Source organism: Streptomyces sp. NPDC052236 (genome assembly GCF_044548015.1).
GTDB lineage: Bacteria > Actinomycetota > Actinomycetes > Streptomycetales > Streptomycetaceae > Streptomyces.
The window spans coordinates 178,186-202,015 of the sequence record NZ_JBIUBL010000017.1 but is presented as its reverse complement, the minus strand read 5'-3'; the positions used below and the strand labels follow the sequence as shown (position 1 = coordinate 202,015).

24 protein-coding genes and 1 pseudogene are annotated in these 23,830 nt (G+C 69.3%); 14 read left to right on the top strand and 11 right to left on the bottom strand.

Annotated elements, in window-relative coordinates; all coding sequences use genetic code 11:
* Together ACIHCQ_RS26935 and ACIHCQ_RS26930 are read right to left on the bottom strand one after the other, a co-directional pair.
* Positions 1–836 (bottom strand): annotated as a pseudogene (locus ACIHCQ_RS26935) (IS200/IS605 family accessory protein TnpB-related protein); the annotation flags it as partial.
* Positions 837–1,222: 386 nt separating this feature from the next.
* The gene (locus tag ACIHCQ_RS26930) at positions 1,223–1,507 is read right to left on the bottom strand and encodes a hypothetical protein (protein WP_399667364.1); all 285 of its coding nucleotides are present in this window, start codon (positions 1,505–1,507) and stop codon (positions 1,223–1,225) included.
* A gap of 2 nt (positions 1,508–1,509) precedes the next feature.
* Here ACIHCQ_RS26930 and ACIHCQ_RS26925 point away from each other — a divergent pair, with 2 nt between their 5' ends.
* The gene (locus tag ACIHCQ_RS26925; protein ID WP_399667361.1) at positions 1,510–1,818 is read left to right on the top strand and encodes a hypothetical protein; all 309 of its coding nucleotides are present in this window, start codon (positions 1,510–1,512) and stop codon (positions 1,816–1,818) included.
* A gap of 146 nt (positions 1,819–1,964) precedes the next feature.
* On the opposite strand, the gene ACIHCQ_RS26920 is transcribed toward ACIHCQ_RS26925, so the two are convergent.
* Positions 1,965–2,798 carry a PIG-L family deacetylase gene (locus tag ACIHCQ_RS26920; protein ID WP_399667358.1) on the bottom strand — a complete coding sequence of 278 codons (834 nt, stop codon included), beginning with the start codon at positions 2,796–2,798 and terminating at the stop codon, positions 1,965–1,967.
* Between the two features lie 524 nt (positions 2,799–3,322).
* Between ACIHCQ_RS26920 and ACIHCQ_RS26915 the strand changes: the two genes are divergently transcribed.
* Positions 3,323–3,727, top strand: a complete 405-nt coding sequence (locus ACIHCQ_RS26915) for a hypothetical protein (protein WP_399667355.1) — start codon at positions 3,323–3,325, stop codon at positions 3,725–3,727.
* A gap of 297 nt (positions 3,728–4,024) precedes the next feature.
* On the opposite strand, the gene ACIHCQ_RS26910 is transcribed toward ACIHCQ_RS26915, so the two are convergent.
* Positions 4,025–5,167: a magnesium and cobalt transport protein CorA gene (locus ACIHCQ_RS26910; protein WP_399667352.1), complete on the bottom strand. Its 1,143-nt coding sequence runs from the start codon at positions 5,165–5,167 to the stop codon at positions 4,025–4,027.
* Positions 5,168–5,309: 142 nt separating this feature from the next.
* Between ACIHCQ_RS26910 and ACIHCQ_RS26905 the strand changes: the two genes are divergently transcribed.
* The 3 genes from ACIHCQ_RS26905 (at position 5,310) to ACIHCQ_RS26895 (ending at position 9,648) form a co-directional block, all read left to right on the top strand.
* Positions 5,310–6,452 (top strand): winged helix DNA-binding domain-containing protein, encoded by a 1,143-nt coding sequence (locus ACIHCQ_RS26905; RefSeq protein ID WP_399667349.1) that lies wholly within the window; start codon positions 5,310–5,312, stop codon positions 6,450–6,452.
* A gap of 176 nt (positions 6,453–6,628) precedes the next feature.
* Positions 6,629–7,924, top strand: a complete 1,296-nt coding sequence (locus tag ACIHCQ_RS26900; RefSeq protein WP_399667346.1) for an RNA-guided endonuclease InsQ/TnpB family protein — start codon at positions 6,629–6,631, stop codon at positions 7,922–7,924.
* Complete coding sequence (locus tag ACIHCQ_RS26895; protein WP_399667343.1) at positions 7,921–9,648, top strand: AMP-binding protein; 1,728 nt, start codon at positions 7,921–7,923, stop codon at positions 9,646–9,648. The genes ACIHCQ_RS26900 and ACIHCQ_RS26895 overlap by 4 nt, the downstream gene beginning before the upstream one ends.
* Before the next feature lie 25 nt (positions 9,649–9,673).
* On the opposite strand, the gene ACIHCQ_RS26890 is transcribed toward ACIHCQ_RS26895, so the two are convergent.
* From ACIHCQ_RS26890 to ACIHCQ_RS26880, 3 genes are all read right to left on the bottom strand, one after another.
* Positions 9,674–10,186, bottom strand: coding sequence for a GNAT family N-acetyltransferase (locus tag ACIHCQ_RS26890; RefSeq protein WP_399667340.1), 513 nt, complete (start codon positions 10,184–10,186; stop codon positions 9,674–9,676).
* Positions 10,187–10,257: 71 nt separating this feature from the next.
* Positions 10,258–11,079: a TIGR04222 domain-containing membrane protein gene (locus tag ACIHCQ_RS26885; RefSeq protein WP_399667337.1), complete on the bottom strand. Its 822-nt coding sequence runs from the start codon at positions 11,077–11,079 to the stop codon at positions 10,258–10,260.
* Positions 11,080–11,184: 105 nt separating this feature from the next.
* Positions 11,185–11,805, bottom strand: a complete 621-nt coding sequence (locus ACIHCQ_RS26880) for a hypothetical protein (protein ID WP_399667334.1) — start codon at positions 11,803–11,805, stop codon at positions 11,185–11,187.
* Positions 11,806–12,001: 196 nt separating this feature from the next.
* On the opposite strand from ACIHCQ_RS26880, the gene gcl reads away from it, so the two are divergent.
* A complete protein-coding gene (gcl, locus tag ACIHCQ_RS26875; RefSeq protein ID WP_399667331.1) occupies positions 12,002–13,780 on the top strand; it encodes a glyoxylate carboligase in 1,779 nt (592 codons plus the stop codon).
* Between the two features lie 162 nt (positions 13,781–13,942).
* On the opposite strand, the gene ACIHCQ_RS26870 is transcribed toward gcl, so the two are convergent.
* Positions 13,943–14,845, bottom strand: a complete 903-nt coding sequence (locus ACIHCQ_RS26870) for a 2-hydroxy-3-oxopropionate reductase (protein ID WP_399667328.1) — start codon at positions 14,843–14,845, stop codon at positions 13,943–13,945.
* A 46-nt stretch (positions 14,846–14,891) separates the two neighbouring features.
* Positions 14,892–15,749, bottom strand: coding sequence for a TIM barrel protein (locus tag ACIHCQ_RS26865; protein WP_399667325.1), 858 nt, complete (start codon positions 15,747–15,749; stop codon positions 14,892–14,894).
* A gap of 102 nt (positions 15,750–15,851) precedes the next feature.
* Between ACIHCQ_RS26865 and ACIHCQ_RS26860 the strand changes: the two genes are divergently transcribed.
* From ACIHCQ_RS26860 to ACIHCQ_RS26850, 3 genes are all read left to right on the top strand, one after another.
* Entirely contained in the window at positions 15,852–16,103 is a 252-nt protein-coding gene (locus ACIHCQ_RS26860) for a hypothetical protein (RefSeq protein WP_399667406.1), read from the top strand.
* Positions 16,104–16,162: 59 nt separating this feature from the next.
* A complete protein-coding gene (locus ACIHCQ_RS26855) occupies positions 16,163–16,519 on the top strand; it encodes a helix-turn-helix domain-containing protein (protein WP_399667403.1) in 357 nt (118 codons plus the stop codon).
* A gap of 548 nt (positions 16,520–17,067) precedes the next feature.
* A complete protein-coding gene (locus ACIHCQ_RS26850; RefSeq protein WP_399667322.1) occupies positions 17,068–17,463 on the top strand; it encodes a hypothetical protein in 396 nt (131 codons plus the stop codon).
* Positions 17,464–17,472: 9 nt separating this feature from the next.
* Here the strand turns inward: ACIHCQ_RS26850 and ACIHCQ_RS26845 are convergent, their stop codons facing one another.
* Entirely contained in the window at positions 17,473–17,688 is a 216-nt protein-coding gene (locus ACIHCQ_RS26845) for a hypothetical protein (protein ID WP_399667320.1), read from the bottom strand.
* 205 nt (positions 17,689–17,893) lie between these two features.
* Here ACIHCQ_RS26845 and ACIHCQ_RS26840 point away from each other — a divergent pair, with 205 nt between their 5' ends.
* From ACIHCQ_RS26840 to ACIHCQ_RS26825, 4 genes are all read left to right on the top strand, one after another.
* The gene (locus ACIHCQ_RS26840) at positions 17,894–19,144 is read left to right on the top strand and encodes a helix-turn-helix domain-containing protein (protein ID WP_399667318.1); all 1,251 of its coding nucleotides are present in this window, start codon (positions 17,894–17,896) and stop codon (positions 19,142–19,144) included.
* 401 nt (positions 19,145–19,545) lie between these two features.
* The gene (locus ACIHCQ_RS26835) at positions 19,546–19,935 is read left to right on the top strand and encodes a DUF6415 family natural product biosynthesis protein (RefSeq protein ID WP_399667315.1); all 390 of its coding nucleotides are present in this window, start codon (positions 19,546–19,548) and stop codon (positions 19,933–19,935) included.
* Positions 19,935–20,489, top strand: coding sequence for a hypothetical protein (locus tag ACIHCQ_RS26830; RefSeq protein WP_399667312.1), 555 nt, complete (start codon positions 19,935–19,937; stop codon positions 20,487–20,489). Before ACIHCQ_RS26835 ends, ACIHCQ_RS26830 begins: the two co-directional genes overlap by 1 nt.
* 154 nt (positions 20,490–20,643) lie before the next feature.
* Positions 20,644–21,126 carry a glycine-rich domain-containing protein gene (locus ACIHCQ_RS26825; RefSeq protein WP_399667309.1) on the top strand — a complete coding sequence of 161 codons (483 nt, stop codon included), beginning with the start codon at positions 20,644–20,646 and terminating at the stop codon, positions 21,124–21,126.
* 169 nt (positions 21,127–21,295) lie between these two features.
* On the opposite strand, the gene ACIHCQ_RS26820 is transcribed toward ACIHCQ_RS26825, so the two are convergent.
* On the bottom strand, positions 21,296–22,309 hold the full coding sequence (locus ACIHCQ_RS26820) for a LacI family DNA-binding transcriptional regulator (RefSeq protein ID WP_399667306.1): 1,014 nt from the start codon (positions 22,307–22,309) through the stop codon (positions 21,296–21,298).
* Positions 22,310–22,511: 202 nt separating this feature from the next.
* Between ACIHCQ_RS26820 and ACIHCQ_RS26815 the strand changes: the two genes are divergently transcribed.
* A complete protein-coding gene (locus ACIHCQ_RS26815) occupies positions 22,512–23,789 on the top strand; it encodes an ABC transporter substrate-binding protein (RefSeq protein WP_399667304.1) in 1,278 nt (425 codons plus the stop codon).
* Positions 23,790–23,830 lie beyond the last annotated feature (41 nt).

Here is a 23,830-nt window from a genome sequence, read left to right as displayed (position 1 = left end):
ACGTCGTGGTGGATGCGGTAGGCCACCGCCCGGCCGGCTGCGATCCGGTCGGCCCACTCCGCACCCCGGTGCCGGAAGGCCACGGTCGCGTCCAGGACGTACCGGCCGTGCGGGGCGTTGGCCAGATGGGCCAGCGGGCCCGGAAGCTTGATCGAAACCTGTCCGGTGTCGGTGACGCGGATGGTCTCGTTGCCGAACCGTTTACCGGACTCCCCATCGGCCGCCAGGAACATCCGCTCTGCTACCCACTGCTTGCGCCACTCCTGCTCACTCAGCCCGGCCGCCTGAAGGTGGTGACGAGCATGAGCAAGGCGTTTACCGCCGCACACCACCCGCACCCGACCCGCAGCCCAGTCCGCCTCCACCACCGCCAACCGGTCCTTCAAAGCGTGCAGGCGACGGGACTTGGCATGCCACTCCGCCCGGCTGCCGTACCCGCGCACGAGCCCTTCGCGCTTATTGGCCCTGGCCCCCAGCGGCCGGGCCAGCCTGGCCTCGATCGACGCGATCTGCCCCCGCAGCCACACCATGTGGGCGCCCTGGCCGCGCCGGGCCAGCGCCCACTGATCATGGGTGGCCTTGGTGATACTGCCCGCCCAGCGCGCCGAGGACGTGCCCGTCAGCTCCCGCTTGCGCACCGCCCACCCGGTGGCGTCGTGCGCCAGTCCCTGCCGGGACCGTTCCGCGAGATCACCACAGGCCAGCGAGCCGAGGAAGACGCCGACCTCCACCAGCACCGCCGCATCCACCCGCGACACCCGCAGCCGGTCCCGGACCGACACCCCACCAGGGCCGGGGACAACGAACGATGCCGCCAACTCGCGCAGCACGCCCACCCGTTCACCCCCGTCCGGCCAAAGAACCCCGTCACCGCAGTCAACGAGCACCACCCGCAAAGGTCACCCATTCGACCCAAGAACCCGCGTTCCCCTCCCGTGACGGGGCCCGGAGCACGCCGCACACAGAAGAAGACCGGCCCGTACGGCCAGACCCAAACCCGACCCAGCACTCACTCACGCTCACCAGAAGTCACCACCGCTCATTACTTCGGCAGCAGTCCACAACCCTCTGAGCTCAGACGGTGCTGCCCGCCCGTTGTGCGCCGAAGGAGTGCTCCCGCCCCGCCCGCCGTTCGACGCCGGGGGCGGTACGGGCTACAGCGCGTCCACGGCGCCCACCTTCCAGCCCTTGGAGGTGAGCGTGAGGGTTATCCGCACCCGGTTCAGGTCGACGCGAGAGCCCGAGACCTGGGTGCTCCTGGTGACCGGTTGACGAAGAGCAGCACGACCGCGCTGTCCGGTGAGGCGGACACCACCGAGGCGGCGGGGGCCTCGCCGCCTGGGGGCTTCGCCACCGTCGCCTTGACCACCCCCTGGTATTTCTTGGCGGTCGGCGCCACCACGGTCGCGGTCGTTCTCTGGTACTCGTCGCGGAAGGAGCCGGTGAGCCGGCTTCGTGCCGCGGCGAAGTCCCGGTCCAGCCGTCGGTAGTCGTACGACAGGATCACCGGTGCCGCCCTTTGCGCTGCCGCGAGCGCCTTCGTCCGCGCCCGGTCCGCCCGTCCCAGTACTCCTGCCCGAGTACCGCGAGCGCGACAAGTCCAGCCGCGACCACGACGGCGAGTACGCCACTTACCCACGCACGCCGCCGTCCACGCGACGGCCCGGTGGCGAGCCCGCCGCCTTCCTCGGCCTCGGCGGCGACCTGGACATCCGTATGCAGGGTGCGCCCGACGGCCACGCGCGGATCGTCGGCCACGCGCTCGGCGCGTCTGGCCGCCGCGCGGGCGGCGGCGGCCATGGAGCGGTGGCCAGGTGAGCCGGTGCCACGGCCCCGGGGAATTGCCGGCGAGGGCCTGGACGTGGGCTGCCGGAGCGGAACTCGCGTGGACAAGCCTCCGGGTGTGTGACCGGCTCGATCGCGCCGTGCGGTCGATGCGCTTTCCCGCCGGTCGGACGGGCGGATCAGCGCAGTCCGGCGAAGAGATCGTTCTCGGGTATGGCCGCGCCGGTGGCGTCCTGGACACGTACGAAGGTCTCCATGCCCATCAACTCGCCGAACCTCTCCTTGCCCATCTTGAGGAAGAAGATGTTCTCGCCCTGACTGGCGTGCGCGGCCAACGCGTCGAACTTCTGACCACTGAACCCGGTGGTGTCCACCCACGTGGTGATCTCATCGTCGGGGAGGCCGATCTCGGCCATCGCAGCGGCCTCGGCAGGATCCGGCTCCGGCATGTCCTCATGAAACTCGCGCATGATCTCGCCGAACCGCTGCATCATCGAGCGGGGCATCGTCGTCCAGTACACCTTCGGTGTCAGCGCGGTCATCTCCAGCGCCGCCATCGTGATGCGGTGGGCCTGGATGTGGTCGGGGTGGCCGTAGAAGCCGTTCTCGTCGTAGGTGACGACCACATCGGGTCGGTAGTGCCGCATGAGTTCCGCGAGTCGGGCCGCGCCTTCCTGCACGGGGGTCTGCCAGAAGGATCCAGGGGCGTCGTTGCTCGGCCAGCCCATCATCCCGGAGTCGGCATAGTCCAGCATCTCCAGATCGCTGACCTTCAGGACGTCACAGCTCGCTTCGAGTTCTTGACGGCGCATCAAGGCGACCGCTGCCGGATCGTGCCCGGGATCGCCCGGCTTGACACCTCCCGGTCCGTCACCGCAACCGCCGTCGGTACACGTCACGAGAACCGTGCGGATGCCTTCCGCCGCGTACCGCGCGAGGACCCCTCCGGTTCCGGTGGCCTCGTCGTCGGGGTGGGCGTGTACTGCCATGAGCGTCAACGGTCGGTCAGTCATGAAACAGTCCTCCTGCAGAAAAACGTCTTGGTCCGAGTATGCGGCGGGCGTACCGCGATCTTGGGGCCCGGATCCTGGTGGGGCGGACGACCTTGTGGTCTCCGTGTTCCCCGCCCGTGCGGCACCGGTCCCTCGTCGATGCAACCGTGCCGGCCGGACCGGCTGTTCCCGGCGCGGCGGCTTGGCCTTCCAGGCGTCGGCGTTCAACGCGAACGAGGTACAGGCGCGACCTGCTGTCCTGTCGTAGTACATCTGGCGGGTAGAGGGCTGCTGACCTGCTGGGGTGCCATGTCGTTTGTGAACGTTGCCCCTCGGTGTTCTCAAACGACATGGCTTTCGCGGAAGTCTGCTGACCGTAAGAAGGTCAGCTCAGCCGTCCTGCTCGTCGGCAAGGGTGCCCGTGGTCGCAGGGAGACGGTGCCGTGGCCCAATCAGCTCATCGCGCAGCCGAGCATCCAGAATCGGTGCTTGGTAGCAGTCGATGGTCCCTCGATAGAACAGCTCTCGACGACGGCCAAAAAGAGTTGCCGTCGTCGAGACCGTGGGGCGGCCCGGAGGCCGAGCGGGAGCAGAAGAAGTTCCCGCTCATCCTGACCACGACGTACGGCAACGCCATCCGCGCGAACATCTTCAACGTCGAGGTCTGGAAGCCCGCCATCGCGGTAGCCGGTGTCATCCCCACGCGGGAAAAGGGGGAGCGCCGGCAAGCCTCCCGCAAGGACGGCTTCCATGTGCTGCGGCACACCTATGCGTCGATCATCCTTGAGGCGGGTGAGTCCGTGGTCACGCTGGCACGCCGGCTCGGCCACTCCACCCCGACGATCACCCTGGATCACTACGCCCACTTCATGCCCGAAGCCGGCGACAAGGGACGCCACGCCATCGACGCGTTGCTCAGGCCGACCTCAGCAGCCGCAACGGTCACGTAGAAGTACCTCTCCCAAGGCCCCTGAAACGGGCGGGCGCAGCATTCGCTGCGCCCGCCCGTTTCGTCATGCTGCCCGGCAGGTCCCTTACTCTCCGTGACGCGCGGCCCTCGTCGGCCGAGCTCCCGCAGCGAGGTCAGGAGGGAAGCAACTTCGGGGAGGGCAAGAGGCGGCCGGGAGCCGGTCGCGTTTCATTCTCCCCAGATACTCCCCAGCGCCCCTGAGAGGCGGTCGTGACATCCGTTGACGGCCATCCTCGTGGCCTTCGCCTCGCGATGTACGCGTTCCCGCGCCGATTACTCAGAGCCAGTCCCGCCGCTTGAAGATGAAGTACAAACTGGTGCATACCGCCGCCATGAGGCCCACCGCAAAGGGGTATCCGAGCACCCAGTGCAACTCCGGCATGTGGTCGAAGTTCATGCCGTAGATCGTCCCGACCAGCGTCGGAGCGAAGAGAATGGCCGCCCACGAGGAGATCTTCTTGATCTCTTCGTTCTGCTCGAAGCCCGCCTCCGCCAACGCCCGCATCTCCGCGTTCTGCTGCTGCGTCACCAGCGTCGCGTTGACCGTCAGGATGTCCGCCAGCGCCTGGCGGAAGCCGTCCACGCGCTCGCTCGTGTGCGTCACATGGTCGGCAACGTCCCGCAGATGGCGCTGGAGCTCTTCGTCCGTCCCGTATTTGGCGAAGCCGGAGATCAGCCCGTGCAACATGCCCACCAGGGGGCGCGTCGCGCGCTGGAACTCCACCATCTCGCGTGACAGTTCGTAGATACGGCGGGACACGGCCGGGTCCCCGCCGAAGACCTCGGTCTCGATCTCGTCGATGTCGTTCTGCACACCCGCGACGACCGGTGCGTAGCCGTCGACCACCGCGTCCAGGATCGCGTACAGCACCGCCTCCGGACCCAGCGCCAGGAGCTCGGGGGTCTCCTCCATCCGGCGGCGTACGGCGGACAGGTCGGGGGCCGCGCCGTGGCGGACCGTGATCAGGAAGTCCCGGCCGACAAAAGCGTGCAGCTCGCCGAAGTCGACCTCCTCCTGCGCGTCCAGATAGCGCGCGGCGCGCAACACCACGAACAGGGTCTCGCCGTACCGCTCCAGCTTCGGGCGCTGATGGGCCTCCAGCGCGTCCTCGACGGCGAGTTCGTGGAGGTCGAACTCCTCGGCGAGCGAGAGGAGTTCCGTCTCGGTCGGGCGGTGCAGCCCGATCCAGGCCATGTCGCCGCGCTGCTCACGCAGCTGACGGAAGGTGTCGGCGAGCGAGTCGGGCGTCGAGACGCGGCGGCCTTCGCGGTAGAGCGCGGCCTGGACGACGCTGGCCTGGTCCTTCGTCGCGGGGGAGGGGGCGGCGGGCTCGGCGGTCGGTGCGGGGTTGTTCGACGGCGGAGCGGGTGCGGGCGCGGGGCGGCGGCGCCAGTGGTTCTTCCTCGGGGACAGTGGCATCGCGGATCTCGCCTCCTCCCGCCTCGGGTGCGTTCGGGTACGTCGGCCCTCGGGGCAGGATAACCGGGCCGCATCGCACCAGCATGACGGGCCCGGGGCTTGCGGACAGAAGCTGTCCGCAAGCCTGAGTAGCGTGGTGCGCATGGCCTCGAAGTCGACGAACCCCGTACTCGGCAACCTCGTACTCAGCAACCGCGCCCTGAACCGCGCCACCTTGGACCGTCAGCTCCTGCTGCGCCGGGTCCCCAGGTCCGAGCTGTCCGTCAAGGGCGCCGTCGAGCACCTCGTCGGCCTCCAGGCGCAGAACGTAAAACCTCCGTACTACGCGCTCGCCGCCCGACTGGAGGGCTTCGACCCCGAGGAGCTCTCCGCGCTGATGGCCGCCCGCGAGGTCGGGCGCCTGGTCACGATGCGCTCCACCATCCACCTGCACACCGCCGACGACTGCCTCACCCTGAGGCCGCTGGTGCAAGCGGCACGCGACCGGGAACTCAAGCAGTTCCGCAACGGCCTGGCGGGGGTCGACCTGGACCGGCTCGGCGCCATCTGCCGCGAGCTGGTCGAGGAGCGGCCCCGGACCATGAAGGAACTGCGCGAGGTGCTGCTGAAACAGTGGCCGGACGCCGATCCGCTTGCCCTCTCCCTCGCCGCCCGTTGCGTACTGCCACTGGTACAGGTCACCCCGCGCGGGCTGTGGGGCGGCAGCGGCCAGGTCGCGCTGACCACCGCCGAGCACTGGTTCGGCAGGCACAGCCGGCCCGCGCCCGCGCCCGCGCCCGACGGCACGGTGCTCCGCTATCTCGCCGCCTTCGGGCCCGCCTCCGTCAAGGACATGCAGACCTGGTCCGGACTGACCCGTATGCGGGAAGTCTTCGAGCGGCTGCGCCCTCGGCTGGCCGTCTTCCAGGACGAGTACGGCGTCGAGCTCTTCGACCTGCCCGACGCGCCCCGCCCCGACGCGGACACCCCCGCCCCGCCCCGCTTCCTGCCCGAGTTCGACAATCTGCTGCTCTCGCACGCCGACCGGCGCCGGGTCGTGCCCGAGGAGTACAGGTCGCGCATCTGGAGGGGCAACCAGGCCTACCGCACGCTCCTGGTCGACGGCTACGTGGCCGGTATCTGGCAGCTGACCGAGGCATCGGAGACCACGACGCTGACCGTGCAGGCCTTCGGGACGCTGACCGGCGCGCAGCGCGACGCGGTGGCCGCGGAGGGGGAGCGGGTGCTCGCCGCCCTGACCCCGGCCACGGCGCACGACATCCGCTTCGGGACGTTTGCCGAGTAAAGCCGAGTAAAGCCGAGTAAAACTGTCCCATGGCTGGGATATCGCGGACCGGCTCGCACAGTTGCGGCTGGAGCGCCGCTGGACGAGGCGGCGCGGCGGACCATGTCGCGGCTGCTCGTTGGTGTGGCGGGCCCGCCATTTGTCTCCGCGAGACCAGTTCGAGTACGGTCGATCGCATGCAGTTACGGTATAACTACCGTGTGTACCCGGATGGGTCTCAGTGCACCGCGCTGGCGCAGGCGTTCGGGTGTGCCCGGGTGGTGTGGAACGACTGCCTGCGCGAGCGGAAGCAAGTTCATGCGGCGGGGCTGCCCTACGTGACATCGGCCGAGCTGTCGCGGGTGTACATCACCCAGGCAAAGCGCACCACCGAGCGCGGGTGGCTGACCGGGGTATCGGCGGTGGTGCTCCAGCAGTCCCTGCGGGACCTGGACACCGCCTACAAGAACTTCTTCGACTCGACCAAGGGCAAGCGTAAGGGACCGAAGGTCGCCCCGCCCCGCTACAAGTCGAAGAAGGACACCCGCCAGTCGATCCGGCTCAACACCAACACCAACGCCTTCTGCCTCAACGACGACGGCACGGTGTATGTGGCCAAGGTCGGTGACCTCAAGGTCACCTGGTCCCGGCCCTTGCCCGCCGCGCCCACGTCCCTGACCCTCACCAAGGACTCCAGCGGCCGGTACTTCGCCAGTTTTGTCGTGGACACCGAGCCGGACATCCTGCCCGAGCTGGACGCCGAGGTGGGTATCGACCTCGGCCTGACCACCTTTGCTGTCCTGTCCAACGGCACCCGCATCCGCTCCCCGAAGTTCCTGCGCCGTGCGGAGAAGAAACTCAAAAGGTTGCGGAAGGACTTGTCCCGTAAGGCCAAGGCGTCGAAGAACCGGGCCAGGGCCCGTATCAAGGTCGCCCGGCAGCACGCCCGGGTGGCCGACCGCCGCCGGGGCTTCCACCACAAGGCATCCACCCGGATCATCCGCGACAACCAAGCGGTGTATGTGGAAGACCTCGCGGTGTCCGGTCTGGGCAGGGCCCGGCTGGCCAAGTCCGTGCACGACGCCGGATGGTCCACCTTCGTGAGCATGCTGGAGTACAAGGCCGCCAAACATGGCCGGTACTTCGGCAAGATCGGCCGGTTCGAGCCGACCTCCCAGGTCTGTTCCGTGTGCGGCCTCAAGGACGGACCGAAACCCCTGCACGTCCGGGAATGGACCTGCAAGGAGTGCGGGACCGTCCACGACCGCGACGACAACGCCTCCAAGAACACCCTGGCCGCCGGACGGGCGGACAGGCTAAACGCCTCGCAGAGCGCAGGTAAGACCAGGGCGAAAGTCCCGGCACAGCGCGTTGAAGCAGGAAGCCACCCAGACGGTCCGACGACCGTGGCAGGAATCCCCGGACTTCAGGCGGGGAGCACGTCAAACGATGTCTGTAGCCCGTCCCCGTCCCGCAATGAGGAGGACATATGACGTCAGGCAGCGCGACGGAACGGTTCCGGGCCGCCCGGGACTTCCTGCTGCAGCACAGGGAGGACTACGCGACCGCGTACGAAGGCTTCGCCTGGCCGCGGCCCGAGCGTTTCAACTGGGCGTTGGACTGGTTCGACGTCATCGCCGACGGCAACGACCGTACGGCGCTCCAGATCGTCGAAGAGGACGGCCCACGCGCCCGCTACTCCTTCGCCGAGCTGTCCGCCCGCTCCCATCAGGCTGCCAACTGGCTGCGCGCCCAGGGCGTACGCGCGGGCGACCGCATCCTCGTCATGCTCGGCAATCAGGTCGAGCTCTGGGAGACCGCCCTCGCCGCGATGAAGCTGCGGGCCGTGCTGGTCCCCGCCACCCCGCTGCTCGGCTCCGTGGACCTGCGCGACCGGGTCGAGCGCGGCCGGGTGCGCCATGTCATCGTCCGCGCCGAGGACGCGGCCAAGTTCGACCAGGTGCCCGGCGACTACACCCGGATCGTCGTCAAAGGCGTCGTCAACGGCGTCGTCAACGGCGGCGTCAACCGTAGCGCGACCGGCGAGGGCAGTGGCTGGCTGTCGTACGAGAGCGGTGTGTACGAGGCCCCGGCCGGCTTCGAGCCCGACGGGGTCACGCACGCCGACGACCCCCTGATGCTCTACTTCACCTCCGGCACCACCGCCCGCCCCAAACTGGTCGAGCACACCCACGTCTCGTACCCCGTCGGGCACCTGGCGACGATGTACTGGATCGGGCTGCGCCCCGGCGATGTGCATCTGAACATCTCCTCGCCCGGCTGGGCCAAGCACGCCTGGTCCAATCTCTTCGCCCCCTGGAACGCCGAGGCGACCGTTTTCATCCACAACTACACGCGCTTCGACGCGGGCCGCCTGATGGCCGAGATGGACCGCGCGGGCGTGACCAGTTTCTGCGCCCCGCCCACCGTGTGGCGGATGCTGATCCAGGCGGACCTCAGCCTGCTGCGTACGCCGCCGCGCGAGGTCGTGGCCGCCGGTGAGCCGCTCAACCCGGAAGTCATCGAGACCGTACGCCGTGAGTGGGGCGTGATCGTCCGGGACGGGTTCGGCCAGACCGAGACCGCCGTACAGGTCGCCAACAGCCCCGGCCAGCTGCTCAAGGCCGGGTCCATGGGCCGCCCGAGCCCCGGCTACAAGGTGGAGCTCCTCGACCCGGTGACGGGCGCGCCGGGCGCGGCCGAGGGCGAGATCTCGCTCGACCTGGCGGGCAACCCTGTCGGCCTGATGACCGGATACCACGGGGACCCGGAGGGTACAGCCGCGGCGATGGCGGGCGGCTACTACCGCACCGGCGACATCGGCGCGCGCGACGCCGAGGGGTACATCACCTACATCGGGCGCGCCGACGACGTCTTCAAGGCCTCCGACTACAAGATCTCGCCGTTCGAGCTGGAGAGCGCGCTCCTGGAGCACGAGGCGGTCGCGGAGGCGGCGGTCGTGCCCGCCCCCGACCCGCTGCGGCTCGCCGTGCCGAAGGCGTACATCACGCTGGCGGACGGCTGGGAACCCGGCCCCGACACGGCGAAACTGCTGTTCGCGCACTCGCGCGCCGTCCTCGCCCCGTATCAGCGCGTCCGTCGGCTGGAGTTCGGGGAGCTGCCGAAGACGGTCTCGGGGAAGATCCGCCGGATCGAGCTGCGCGAGCGTACGGCCGCGGGCTCGGCCGACGAGTACGACGAGGAGGAGCTGCGCTGAGCGCTCCCCTTGTCGGCTCCCGCTGCTATGGGGTGAGCTCGCGGCGCATGCACACCCGGGGCCAGTGGTCCAGGCCGTGCTGGGCCTCCTGGTGTCTGATCTCCCGCAGCCCGTCGGTCAGTTCGTCCTCACCGAGCGTGCGGAAGCCCAGGCGCGTGTAGTACGGCGCGTTCCAGGGGACCTCGGTGAACGTCGTCAGCGTCAGGGCAGTCAGCCCGTCGGCGACCGCGCACCACGCGAGGTGGTCGATCAGGCTGCTGCCCAGGCCGCGGCGGGCGGCGGCCGGGTGGACGGAGACCTGCTCGATATGGGCGGCCCCGTCGACCTCGTCGCAGAGCAGATAGGCGAGGGGGCGGTCCGCGCTGTCGGCCGACACCCAGGCGTGGCCCTGCCGCCGGTAGCGGTCGAGCAGGTCCAGCGCCGGGGGGTCGTCATCGGCGATCACTGCCATGCCGAGGGCGCGGAACGGCTCTCCGGCGGCTCGTTCGATCTCCTGGAGCAGGGGGAGTTCGGCGCGTGCGGCCGGTCGGATGGACATCGGCAGTATCGGCAGTATCGGCGGTATGGGTGGCAGGGGCATACGCATACGGGGAGTATGGCCCAGTCCTTTCAGGCTCCGCAGCTCGCTCCGCCTCCGCAGCTCACCCTGCCGCTCGAGTTGTTGTACACGGCGAGGCCGGGGTCCTTGCCGCCTCGCCCGAGCAGCCCGCCGTCCCGGGCGAAGGCGGGGACGTACAGCCGCAGGGCCGGGTCCCCGTACAGCGCGACGGATATCAGCACACGCTCCTCGGAACGGTCCCTGCGGACGCCCTTCAGCGGGTGACGCTCGCGCAGCGACGCCAGCAGCCGCCGACCCGCGCGGGTCCGCCGAGGCAGGCACCACAGGGCCGCCGCCACAACAACCGGCACGGCCGAAACCGCGAGCTGCAGTGGGGTGTTGGGCGCGCCGAGCGGGGTGACCAGCAGTCCGGCGACGACCGTGACCGGCACGGCGTACAGCAGCGCGCGGGCGGTACGCCGGCGCCCGTTGGCCCGCAGCAGCCCGGCGGCGGCCAGTTCGTCACGCAGTCCGTCGAGCACGGGCCGGATCCGCGCCTGGGAGGCCAGCCCCCGCAACCCCATCGCCCGCCGCAGGGAGGTGTGGACCGCGAGCTGGAGCGGGTCGCGTACGCCGGTGGGTGCCCTGCCGTCCGTCCGTACCGTGCCCGTACGCCCCGTGGTGACCACGCCGCGCCGCTGGAGGGCGACGAGCGCCACGGTCACGGCCGCCCGGCGACCACCGCGCAGCAGGGCGACTGCCTGTGGTCCCGGCTCGGCCGGTCGCTCCGGTTCCGGGCCCGGTTCCGGGCCCGGGCCAGGCCGCAGGAGTGCCGCGGCCATCGCGAGCAGCACCCCCGCGGCGCCGATGAACCACCACATTTCTGCGGGCATCACACCCACCTCCCCCGTACGACCTCGTACTTGTGTACGGGGGTGTGCCCGGCCGGGGACGGTCGCGAAGCGCGCGGGGGCAGGTTCAGAGCTTCATTTGAGGTATTAAGCGCTGTTGGAGATCAGTTCGTCCGCGGCTTCGTTGACCGGCCGGGGACTGCCCGCGAGATCCATGACGAAGAGCGGAATGCCCAGGCGGCCGGCGCGGGCCCAGGCGTCGTCCGTGTAGCCCGTGAGGGAGAAGAAGACGCTCGCCACCGATGAGCTGAGCCCGTTCAGCCAGAGGCACTCGACCTCGCGCACGCTGGTCGGCCGCGTGGACGAGTCGACCCGGGCGACCACGCCTGCACCGCGCAGATCCACGCCGGACGCGGGCCCGACTTCCGGCTGGACGACATCGCGGAATCCCAGGCTCTTCAGACAGAGCACCGCCGCCGTCACCGCGTCGTGCGCGGTACGGATGGTGACCGGCCGGACCGGTATGCGCAGCACCGTGCCGCACGGGCAGCCCAGTTCCGGCTGCGGCCACTCGCCCCGCCGCCCGCACTCCTGGCAGCGCACCGTCACCCAGTCGTCCGTCCAGGTGCGGTGGGTTATCGGCTCCGGCGGAGCGCCCCGCTCCAGCGGCGGGGCGGTCGGGGCGCCGCATACGCAGGGGTAGACGGCTGGTGCGTACAGGTGCTCACGGCGGCAGACCGGGCAACGCACCGGCACGGTCTCGGCCATTGCCGCTCTCCCCTTCGTCTTCTCCCCTTGTGTTGTGGCCCATCGTCCACCACGCGTGAGGCATTGGGGAGCACAGGGCACTTCGAAGAGTCGTCGCACCTTGACGCCTTACCTCAGGCCTCCTAGATTGCTTCCGTATAGCAGAATTGTATTTCCGTATCGTGGAATTACCTCACTGCAGAAGCAGGAGCACCTCATGCCTCGTATGACCGCTGCCCGAGCGGCAGTTGAGATCCTGAAGCGCGAAGGCGTCACTCACGCGTTCGGTGTGCCGGGCGCGGCCATCAACCCCTTCTACAAGGCGCTCCAGGCGGGCGGAGGCATCGACCACACGCTCGCCCGCCATGTCGAGGGCGCCTCCCATATGGCGGAGGGTTACACCCGCGCCAGCCCCGGCAATATCGGCGTCTGCGTCGGTACGTCCGGTCCCGCCGGAACCGACATGATCACCGGTCTCTACTCGGCCATCGGCGACTCGATTCCGATCCTGTGCATCACCGGCCAGGCGCCCACGGCGGTGATACACAAGGAGGACTTCCAGGCCGTCGACATCGCCTCGATCGCGCGGCCGGTCACCAAGGCCGCGACCACCGTGCTGGAGGCCGCGCAGGTCCCCGGCGTCTTCCAGCAGGCCTTCCACCTGATGCGCTCGGGACGGCCGGGCCCGGTCCTGATCGACCTGCCCATCGACGTCCAGCTGACCGAGATCGAGTTCGACCCGGAGGCGTACGAACCGCTGCCGGTCTACAAGCCGTCCGCGAGCCGCAAGCAGATCGAGAAGGCGCTCGCGCTGCTGAACGCCTCCGCGCGCCCGCTGATCGTCGCGGGCGGCGGGATCATCAACGCCGACGCCGCCGAGCTGCTGGTCGAGTTCGCCGAACTGACCGGCGTCCCGGTCGTCCCGACCCTGATGGGCTGGGGCATCGTCCCGGACGACCATGAGCTGAACGCGGGCATGGTCGGCCTTCAGACCTCGCACCGCTACGGCAACGCCACCTTCCTGGAGTCGGACTTCGTCCTCGGCATCGGCAACCGCTGGGCCAACCGCCACACCGGCGGCCTGGACGTCTACACGCGGGGCCGCACCTTCGTCCACGTCGACATCGAACCCACCCAGATCGGCAGGATTTTCGCCCCGGAGTACGGCATCGCGTCCGATGCGAAAGCCGCGCTGGAGCTCTTCGTGGAGGTCGCGAAGGAACTCAGGGCGGCGGGCGGGCTGCCGGACCGTACCGCGTGGGCCGCCTCCGCGCAGGAGCGCAAGGCCGCGCTTCAGCGCCGTACACACTTCGACAACGTGCCGATGAAGCCGCAGCGCGTGTACGAGGAGATGAACAAGGCCTTCGGCCCCGAGACGCGGTACGTCACCACCATCGGCCTCTCCCAGATCGCCGGCGCGCAGATGCTGCACGTCTACCGGCCGCGCCACTGGATCAACTGCGGCCAGGCGGGCCCGCTCGGCTGGACCATTCCGGCGGCGCTGGGTGTGGCCGTCGCGGACCCGGAGACTCCGGTCGTCGCGCTCTCGGGCGACTACGACTTCCAGTTCATGCTGGAGGAGCTGGCGGTCGGCGCGCAGCACAGGATCCCGTACGTCCATGTCCTGGTGAACAACGCGTACTTGGGCCTGATCCGCCAGGCGCAGCGGAACCTCGACATCAACTTCCAGGTCAACCTGGAGTTCGAGAACATCAACTCCCCGGAGTTGGGGGTCTACGGCGTCGACCATGTCAAGGTCGTGGAGGGCCTGGGCTGCAAGGCGATCCGCGTCACCGAGCCGGATCAGCTGCTGCCCGCGTTCGAGGAGGCGAAGAAGCTGGCGGCGGAGTTCCGGGTGCCGGTCGTCGTGGAGGCGATGCTGGAGCGGATCACCAACATCTCGATGGGGCCTCAGATCGACGGCGTGAACGAGTGGGAGGACCTGGCCACGGAGCCCGGCCATGCGCCGACGTCGATTCTGCGACTCAACGTCTGACACGGTCTGACACGGCCTGACACGGCCTGACACAAGCAGAATGCCGGGTTACGGATGGTTCCGTAACCCGGCGTTCTTTGTGAGGTTCCGGGTGGCGACGGCGCTTGGCGCGACAGGGTGAATGTCAGCGTCGGCGCCACCCGGAAATCTGGGGTCAGACCTTCAGACCTGCCGGCCGGACAGGCGCTCGACTCCGCGCAGCAGCGCGGAGTGGTCCAAGCCGCCGTCGCCCTGTGCGCGCAGCGAGGCGACCAGCTGGGCGACCACCGCGCCGACGGGCAGCGCCGCGCCGACGTTGCGGGCGGCGTCGGTGACGATGCCCATGTCCTTGTGGTGCAGGTCGATCCGGAACCCGGGCTTGAAGTCCCGATTCAGGAAGTTGTCCTTCTTGCGGGCCAGGACCGTGGAACCGGCAAGGCCGCCGCCCAGGACGTCCAGAGCGGCCTGGAGGTGCACGCCGGACTTCTCCAGGAAGACCACAGCCTCGGCGCACGCCTGGATGTTGACCGCGACGATCAGCTGGTTGGCGGCCTTCACCGTCTGCCCGGAACCGTGCGGTCCGCACAGGACGATGGTCTTGCCCAGGGCTTCGAGGACCGGCTTGGCGCTGTCGAAGTCGGCCTGCTCGCCGCCGACCATGATGGACAGCACGGCCTCGACGGCCCCCGCCTCGCCGCCGGAGACCGGGGCGTCCAGCACGCGGACGCCCTTGGCCTTGGCCTGCTCGGCGAGGTCCACGGACGTCTGCGGGGTGATCGAGGACATGTCGATCAGCAGGGCGCCGCACCTGACGTTCTCCAGGATGCCCTCGGGGCCGTAGGCGATGGCCTCGACCTGCGGGGAGGCGGGGACCATCGTGATGACGACATCGGCGTCGGCGACCGCCTCGGCGATCGAGGACGCGGCTTTGCCGCCTGCCGCGGTCAGGCGGTCCAGCTTGCTCTGCTCCAGCGTGAAACCGGTGACGTCGTAACCGGCCTTCAGCAGGTTCTCGGACATGGGGGAGCCCATGATGCCGAGTCCGATCCACGCAACCTTCGGGAGCGCAGTGGGGTTGGGGCTCATCAGGGTGCCTCTCTCACAATCTCGTACGCAACGCTGGTACGTGGCGTCAGCGGGCGGCGCGCGAATCCGCCGGGAGCCAGCCGAAGGACTCCGCGCTGGGGCGGTCCCCGGGCTTGTACTCCAGGCCGACCCAGCCGTCGTAACCGGCTTTCCGCAGGCGGCCGAGCAGGTCGGCGAAGTCGAGGCCGCCGGTGCCCGGCGCGCCGCGGCCCGGGTTGTCCGCGAGCTGCACATGACCGGTCTTGTCGGCGTAGGCGTCGATGACCTGGTGCAGGTCCTCGCCGTTCATCGACAGGTGGTACAGGTCCAGGAGGAACGCGGCGTTGCCGAGGCCCGTCGCCGCGTTCACCCTGTCGACGACCTCGACCACGGCGGGGGCGCTCACCAGCGGGTAGCGCGGGGACTCCGGCTGGTTGAGGGCCTCGATCAGCAGGAGCGCCCCGACCCGGTCGGCCGCGCGGGCGGCAAGTGCCAGGTTCTCCAGAGCGAGGTCGTCCTGAGCGCGCGGATCGACGCCCTCGACGCGGTTGCCGTACAGCGCGTTGAGGGCCGTGCACCCCACCGAGGCGGCGAAGTCCGCGGCCACGTCGATATTGGCGCGGAAGCGGTCGGACTCCGTACCGGGCACGGAGAGCGCGCCGCGGTCGGGGCCCGGCAGCTGCCCGGCGTAGAAGTTCAGTCCCACCAGCCGGGTGCCCGCGCTGTCGAGCGCCGTCCTGAGGGCGTCGAGCTCCGTCTGCGGTGGGGTGGGGGTCTCGGTCCAGGGCCACCACAGCTCGACCGCGGTGAAGCCCGCGGCCGCCGCGGCGGCGGGACGCTCCAGGAGCGGGAGTTCCGTGAACAGGATGGACAGATTCACATCGAAGCGCTGGTCCGTGACTGCGCCTTCTGGGAAGCGGGCCATGAGGGCGGCGCTCCTTCCGTATTGCGGAAGTTTCTTTCTGCTTAATGGAAGATTGCCTGGCGGCCCGGAAGGCTGTCAAGACCCGGCTAGCGTGGGGGCATGGTGCGACTGAGAGTTGAGTTCACGACCGAACCCTTCGACCTGGACGATCCGCCTGCCCATGCGGTGGTCGCCCGCGAGGTCATCGAGGGCGCCGAGCTGGACGCCGTGGACGTGGGCCCGTTCGGCAACACGGCGGAAGGCGGCGCGGACCAGGTGCTCACGGCCGTGGACGCGCTGCTGCGCCGGGCCCTGGAGGCGGGTGCCACTCGGGTCTCGTTGCAGGTCAATGTGCTCGGGGAGGGCGAGAAGTGACCCGGCCCGATCCCGGCAGCCACCCTCTCGTCGTCGCGGTGAAGCCGCTCGTGGACGCCATGGGCGGGGAGATACTGGCCCCGGAGCAGGCCGGCCCCGACGATGTGGTGCTCGCCTGGGAGGGCGAGGACATCATCGCCGTACGGCTGCCGCAGCTCTCGGACTCGCTCGATCACATTCTGGCCGCCCTGGAGCGGAGTCACGGCATGCCCCTTGCCGCCTTGGACCGCAAGACGAAACAGCAGGTCGTACGAGCCCTGGAGGCGCGCGGCGCGTTCTCCGTACGGCACGGGGTGGAAACGGTCGCGACGGCGCTCGGGGTGAGCCGCTTCACGGTGTACAACTACATCAATTACGCCAACGAGCAGCGGGCCAAGGCGGATGGGGGCGACGAGCGGTCGCGGCAGGAAAACTGACGTAACGCGGCACGACTCGGCTCGTTGGTTGGCTGGCTGGCTATGGGAGCGTTCCCATGGCATTACGGCGCCGCCTCCGGCTGGAATGCTGTCGGCCGCTTCCCTCTGTACCCTCTCTCCTCGCGCGAAGCTTGTCGCCGCGCGGGTCAAGCTGGAGACCACGCCCGCGAAGAAGTAGGCCCGACTCACGGCCGACATCTCGGACTGGACCGCCAAGTCCAGGTCCGCCGCACGGGCCCTGTCCGACAAGAACCTCCCGCCGGGCAAGCGCGCCAAGCTGACGGCCGACAAGAGGGACCTGGACGCCAAGGTGAAGGCGGCGAGGGGCATCCTGGACAGCCTGAACGGCAAGACCGCGCGCACCGGTCATGGAGGGGGTCGACGTCCACGTGCACTTCAACGACGAACGACTCCGCGACCTGATCACTGTGACCGTGGAGCCGAAGCTCCGCGATTCCGAGCAGCGCGCCGCGTACCGGGCGAGGTCGGGAAGGCGCTGAGCCGTAGCGCGCCCGCACACGGCGGTTGGCGGCCGTACCCTTTCCGCCGTGATCCTCTACCACTTCACCGGCGCCCAACAGTGGCCCGCCATCCTGGCGTCGGGGGAGATCTCGGCGACGTGGCCCGGTGACCTTGACCGGCTGTCGTGCGCCCGGGTCGCGCACTTCACCTCAAGCCCGGACCCCGCGGCCCTGCCGGAGGCGCGCCGCTCAAGCCGTGTGCGCCTGCGCGTTGAAGTCCCCGACGCCGACGCCCGCCCGTGGTTGCCGTGGCTACGGCGCAATCTCCCGCCGGGCGCTCACTGGTTACTCGGAGCGCGGCGGCCGGGCAACGGACAGCCCGGGACCTGGTACGTGACGGAGCGGGCCGTACCGCTGCGGGAGTGGAGCGAGGCCGTCGACGTCGACACCCACGTCTGCCTGTGGCCGCCCCGCCCTGAGTGACCGGCGCTGCTACGCGGACAGCCGACGGCGCAGAGCGTCGGCGATGTCGGCCAGGTCCCACAGCGCGACGGGCTGTCCGGGGCCACCGTTGGGCCTGTGGCCGGAGGGCGTGACACCGTTCCGCGTCGCCCACGCCCGGAACGCGCCCGGCTTCTTCTCGAGGCTGTACGTGGCCTGTGCGGTGGTGACGAGTCGGCGCCCGTCGCGCCCGTGCGTGGGAGTCACACCGAAGGTGTGCCGCGCCGTTGCCGTGGACGCGTCTGCCCAACGCTCCCGCGCGGGTCGGCGGCCCCATGTCGACGACTCGCCGAATGTGCGAGAGCGGCGCTCAGGCAATCCCGACAGGGGGTAACTCGACCGGTGGCTCCACATGAGAACGGCCCCGCCCCGTAGCCTGGCAGTGTCGAAGCTGTCAGGAGGGGCAAAGGCCATGTCTCAAGATGGTACTCCGGACCCGTACTCGGACCCGCTCGTCTTCGGACAGCGGCTACAGATTCTTCGGACGCGTAAGGGCATGACCCGCGACCAGCTCGGGGGGCTGCTCGGCCTCACCGGCTCCTGGGTCAAGGGCGTCGAGACGGGCCGACTCAAGACGCCGAAGCTCGCAGTGATCCTGCGCATTGCCGAACTGCTGCGCGTACGCGACCTGGCCGACCTCACCGGCAGCCAGTCCGTCAACATCGGCCTGTTCGCCGGTCCGGGACATCCACGCCTTGCCGCAGTGAAAGCCGCCGTCGACGCCTTCCCCCTGGGCAACACCCCGGAGGCCCCGCCCACCGCGCACCTCCGTGCCCGGCTCGAACGCGCGTGGAGTGCTCGGCACTCGGCACCCAACCATCGCGAGGTGATTGGCGCGCTGCTTCCCGAGCTCATCCGAGACACGCAACTAGCGGTACGTCAGGCCGACCGCGCCAGTGGACGCCGGGCGGCTCAGGCCGCGCTCGCCGAGGTGTACTCGCTGTGCCAGTTCTTCGTTGCGTACCAGCCCGATCCCGCGTTGCTGTGGCGTGTCGCCGAGCGAGGGCTCATTGCCGCGCAGGAGAGCGAGGACCCGCATGCCATCGGCGTAGCCGCGTGGCTGGCCGCTCAGGCGCACCGCGACTCGGGACCGGCGCATTTCGACGCCGCGGACGTGGTGAATCTGGAGACGCTGGCCTACCTGGAACCCCTGCTGCCGGACGCGTCGAACGATGTCCTTGCCATCGCGGGCGCGCTCACCTTCGAGGCCGGTTACACAGCCGCCCGGCGCGGGGAGACCGGCACGGCCTGGCGGTACTGGGACGAGGCGCGCGCCATGGCCGACCGCCTGCCGACCGAGTACTACCACCCCGTGACGTCCTTCTCCCGCGCTGTCATGGGAGCGCACGCGGTCACCGTTGCCGTGGAGTTGCATGCGGGCGGCGAGTCCGTACGACAGGCCGCAGCCGCCGACGCGCTCACGATCCTCTCGCGCCCGCGACGGGCCCGGCATCGCATCGAGGAAGCCCGCGGCTATCAACTTGACGGACAGCCTGACGTGGCGCTCGCGACGCTCGACAAAGCCCATGAGGCTGCCCCGGAGACGATCAAGTACAACGGGTATGCGAAACGGATCGTCCTTGAGGAAGCCGAGTCGAAGAGTCCGGCCCGGCGTCGCCGGGCTTCCGAACTCGCTGTGAAGCTGGGCCTATTGGCGGCGTAACAGAGGGGCACAATCTGTGCCCCCTCTCTGCACTGAATGCTCCTACGGTCGAAGACCACGAGACCCCGGCGGTGCGTGAACACCCCGGGGCACGGCCGATCTGAATGGAGCAGACCGACAATGCACTATCTATCACAAGCACTCGAATGGGTGAGAGCGGTGCTGGTCGGGCCGCGTATGCCCGGCGGGCACAGCCGCGTCAGCCCGGTACCGTCCACCTGTGGCGGGCACCCGCAGCACTCGCCGTCACCCGAGGCGGGAACGCGCCGCCAACTTGCCCGGGCTCGCCAAACTGCATGGGCAACGGCCACCGAACCGCCCGCGCGTCTGGACGACCCGAGAACACTGGTACCTCCCTACGTTCTCCCAGAAAACGAACGCCCAAACGGCAGGGCAGCATCATGAGCGAACACCTGGTGCAGGCGAGTGACGGGGGAGAAGCGGACTCGCTCCCCCTGGACACCGCCGCCATGCGGGCTGCTGCCGGGCGGCTGCTGGGGCCGGTTGCCGAGCTTCCCTCGTGCGAGGAACTGGAGCCCCTGACGCTGCTGTACCGGGGCAACCTCATGCTGCTGATCCCGGAAGTCGAGCAGGCCGCCAAGGCGCTGTCCCAGAACGACGCCCCGCGGGCCTGCGCGATGGCGTGCATCGGCGAGGCACGCATGCTCCTCAACCGCGAGCCCGGCGCGGGTCTGCCCGCTCAGATCGCGCACGCGCAGCACCTCGCCCGCTGCGTGAACGCACTCCTGGACCACCTGGAGAACCAGGGCCACCTGGAGGACACCCGGTGATGCTCAACGGCGAGGAGGCCTGGTCACCGCCGAACGGCACCGACTTCATCCTGACGGCGGCAGGCCGCATGTGGGACGCCGTACGCGTACCCGCCCGCATCGGCCTGCGCGTCACCGAGCGCCTGGCCGACAGCAGCGGCGCCGTCATCCAGGACGGGTGGGGAGGGCTTCTTTACTGGCTCGTGCGCCCGCGCGCCGCTGACGACTGGGGGCTGCCGAAGCCGTGCGTGGAGATCCGCGGGGAGGGGACCTATGTGGCGGTGCCGCCCGGATGGTGCACCCAGGAGCAGTGGCGCCTGCGGTGGATCGTGCCGCCGACGCGCACGTGCTACCTCACCGACCCCGAGCTGCTGCATGCCGCGCTCGCGGCGGAGATCGACATTCTGATCGGACCGCGGTCTGCCCTGCTGCCCTGCAGGCCGTGCCTCGGCGGCATCGTCTTCGGCGGCAGACATGACTGCAGGGGCACGTCGTCCATGACGGTCGGCGGCCGAAAGATGCCCCCGGGACCGTGCCCGTGCCCGTGCATGCACCGCCAACTGGCGCAGCCGTAGCAGACCGCATCTCACCCATGGCGACCATTCGGGCCAGGGTCGCACCCACGTACGCCCGTCCCGGCGAAGGCCCGGGAGCCTCCCCGGGGCGGGTCCGGAATCCGCCTTGCCTACGACTGGCCGGGCGGACCGCAACGATTGAGTTGGAGAGCAGATGCAAGCAATCAAGTCCTCACAGCCGGCCGCGCAGCAGGCTCGTGACCTCATCTCCGCGGCTGCGTTCGCGGCCGTCACCGCGACTGTGCAGGAGAACAACACGGACATGGACCTCGCCGTGGCCGAGCGCGTCACAGAGGAGGCGCTGAAGTTCGTCGCCACCTCCGGCCGGTTCCCCGGTCACAGCCTGCGGCCGTCGCGGATCGTGGACGAGGGCTGGCATGCCCTCATCCTGTACACCCGCGTGTACGCGAAGTTGTGCGCCAATCTGGCTGGGTTCGTGCACCACACGCCGGACCGGCCTGCCTCGACTGCCGTGTGCACGGCTGCACTGGACCGGACGCAGGACCTGATGACCCAGGCCGGGTACCAGCCCGATCTGACTCTGTGGCTTCAGCCGTCAGGCGCTGCCAACTGCACCCCCGAATGCACCACCGGGCCGCCGCAGTGCTGCGGCACGTGCGAGCCCTCCAAGGGATAGCTGTCGTCCGCGGCCGGGCCGCCGGCGGGTGAAGACGCCCCGGTCTGTCTCGTCCCCCGAGGGCGGGCCGGGGTTCCCCGTCCCGGCCGGAGCACCTCGCCAGGAATCCCGGCCGGGACGGCCGCCGGCGCATGACGCACCGGCGAGAACCACCCCCGTGCGGTGAGCACTAGGGCATGGTCGAGTCGCGGATCGTCAGGCTGCAGGGCATGCGATGCACTCCCGAGGTGGCCCGCCCGTCGATGGCGGCGAACAGATGCTGGGCGGCCGTGCGGCCCAGGACTTCCAGGTTCATGTCGATGGTGGTCAGCGGCGGTCGGGTCTCGGCGGACAGGACCTCCCAGTTGTCGTATCCGACGACCGCGATGTCGTCGGGAACCCGATGGCCTCGCTCGCGGGCCGCCTCGACGAACCCGGCGGCGATCTGATCGCTCCCGCAGACCACGGCATCGATATCGGGGGCGTTGGTCAGCACGATCTCGGCTGCCTGCCGCCCCCACCGCTGCGACCACGCGCCGAAGAGAACCTGGCCGCCGGAGAGGGCGAGTCCCGCCTCTTCCAGGGCCTCGAGCGTGCCGGCCGCCCTGTCCTGCGCGGCCTGGTAGTGGGTGGGCCCGGTGATGTGGGCGATGCGCCGCCTGCCGACGGTCAGCAGGTGCTGGACGGCGATGCGGGCCCCTCCGACGTCGTCCGGCACGAACGAGACGTCCTGCGGGTCGTCGGAGGGCGCGTAGGCGTAGACGACTGGCACAGGCAGATCGCGGCTTATCGATGGCCGTGGGTCGGTGCTCTCGCCGACCACGATGATCCCGTCGACGCGACGGGCCAGCAGAGTGCGGACGTAATGCTGCTCGCGGATGGAGTCTCCACGGGCGTCGCAGAGCAGGACGGCCATCTCACCTGTGCCGAAGGCGTCCTCCGCGCCGAGCAGCACGGGGATGCCGAACCGGCCGACGCTGTCGCTGGTGAGCAGCCCGACGGTGCGGGTCTGGCCGGAGATCAGGCTCTGGGCGAGCGCGTTCGGCTGATAGGCGAGTTCCTCGGCCGCCCGAAGAACGCGCTGCAAGGTCTCGGCGCGGACCTGGCTCCGGCCGTTGAGCGCCTTGGACGCGGTCGCGATCGACACCCCCGCGAGCGTGGCCACATCGGTGATCGTGGTCGCCCGTCGCCGCTGAGAACTCATCGTTCTGAAAACCTTTTCGTCGAGACCGAAACCGCTGTATTGAAATACCCTCTGCTCTATTTTGCCTGAATATAGACCGGTAGGGCTCGCCAGGCAAGTGATACGGCTCACTCCTTCCTCTTGACAGCCCCGAGCGTAACTTCTACGTTACGAAAACCTTTTAGGTCTGTTTCAGTGCTTCTCGGGACGCAGAGGAGAAGACATGGAATTACGATCACCCAGACGCCGGATCACCGCCGCACTCGCCTTGGTGTGCGCCGCGGTGCTGACCAGCTCGTGCGGCGGTTCGGGGGAGCCGTCGAAGCAGACTGACGCGTCGGCGGCTCCGTCCAAAATCACCGTGTGGACCCGGGCCGCGACGGAGGCTCAGACCAAGGCCCTGGCGCAGTCCTACAACGCCTCCCATGCCAACAAGGTGGAGGTGACCGCCTTCCCGAACGAGGAGTATCCGGCGAAGATCGCCACGGCGGCGGGCGGCAGGAACCTGCCGGACCTGTTCGCCTCGGACGTGGTGTTCGCGCCGAACTACATCTCCCAAGGCCTGTGGCAGGACGTGACCGACAGGTTCGGCGCCCTTCCGTTCAAGGACAAGGTGGCTCCGGCACACATCAAGGAGGCGACCCAGGACGGCAAGCTCTTCGCCGTCCCGCACACCGTCGACATCTCCGTGATGTTCATGAACAAGGGCCTGTACAAGAAGGCCGGGCTCGACCCGGACAAGGCCCCGGCGACACTCAAGGAGTTCGCCGAGCAGGCCACCACGATCCGCGAGAAGCTCGGTGGCAAGACCTACGGCACCTACTTCGGCGGCAACTGCGGGGGCTGCAACGTATTCACGCTCTGGCCGTCGGTCTGGGCCGACGGCGGCGAGGTCATGAACGCCGACGGGACCAAGAGCACTGTCGACGACCCGCGGATGGCGGCGGTGTTCGACACCTACCGCAAGCTCTACGCCGACGGTGTGGCCGCTCCCGGCTCCAAGGACGAGAACGGGACGACCTGGCTCGGCGCCCTGCAGGCCGGCAACATCGGGATCGCCCCCGGACCGTCCACCTGGCTCGGTCTGCTCCAGGACAAGGGCATCGACGTGGGCGTGGCGCCGATCCCCGGGGTGAACGGCGGCAGGACGACCTTCGTCGGCGGCGACGTCATCGGGGTGAGCGCCACCAGCAAGAAGGCCGAAGCGGCCTGGGACTTCCTGGCCTACACCCTCTCGGACAAGGTCCAGGCGGATCTGCAGGCCAAGAGCAAGTCCACCGTGGCCCGCACCGACATCACCGCGACGGACCCGAGGGTCCAGGTGATGAACGACGTCATGGCCGTCGGCAGGACGCCCTACGCGCTGAAGTTCAACGAGTCCTACAACGACTCGCAGAGCCCCTGGGTGAAGACCCTGCGGGACGCGTTGTTCGGGTCCGACCCGGCCAAGGCGCTCAAGGACGGCGCCGGCACCATCTCCGAGTCACTCAACCAGCAATAGACAAGGTCCGGCACGCCGACAGCGTGCCGGCCACGGCTGGA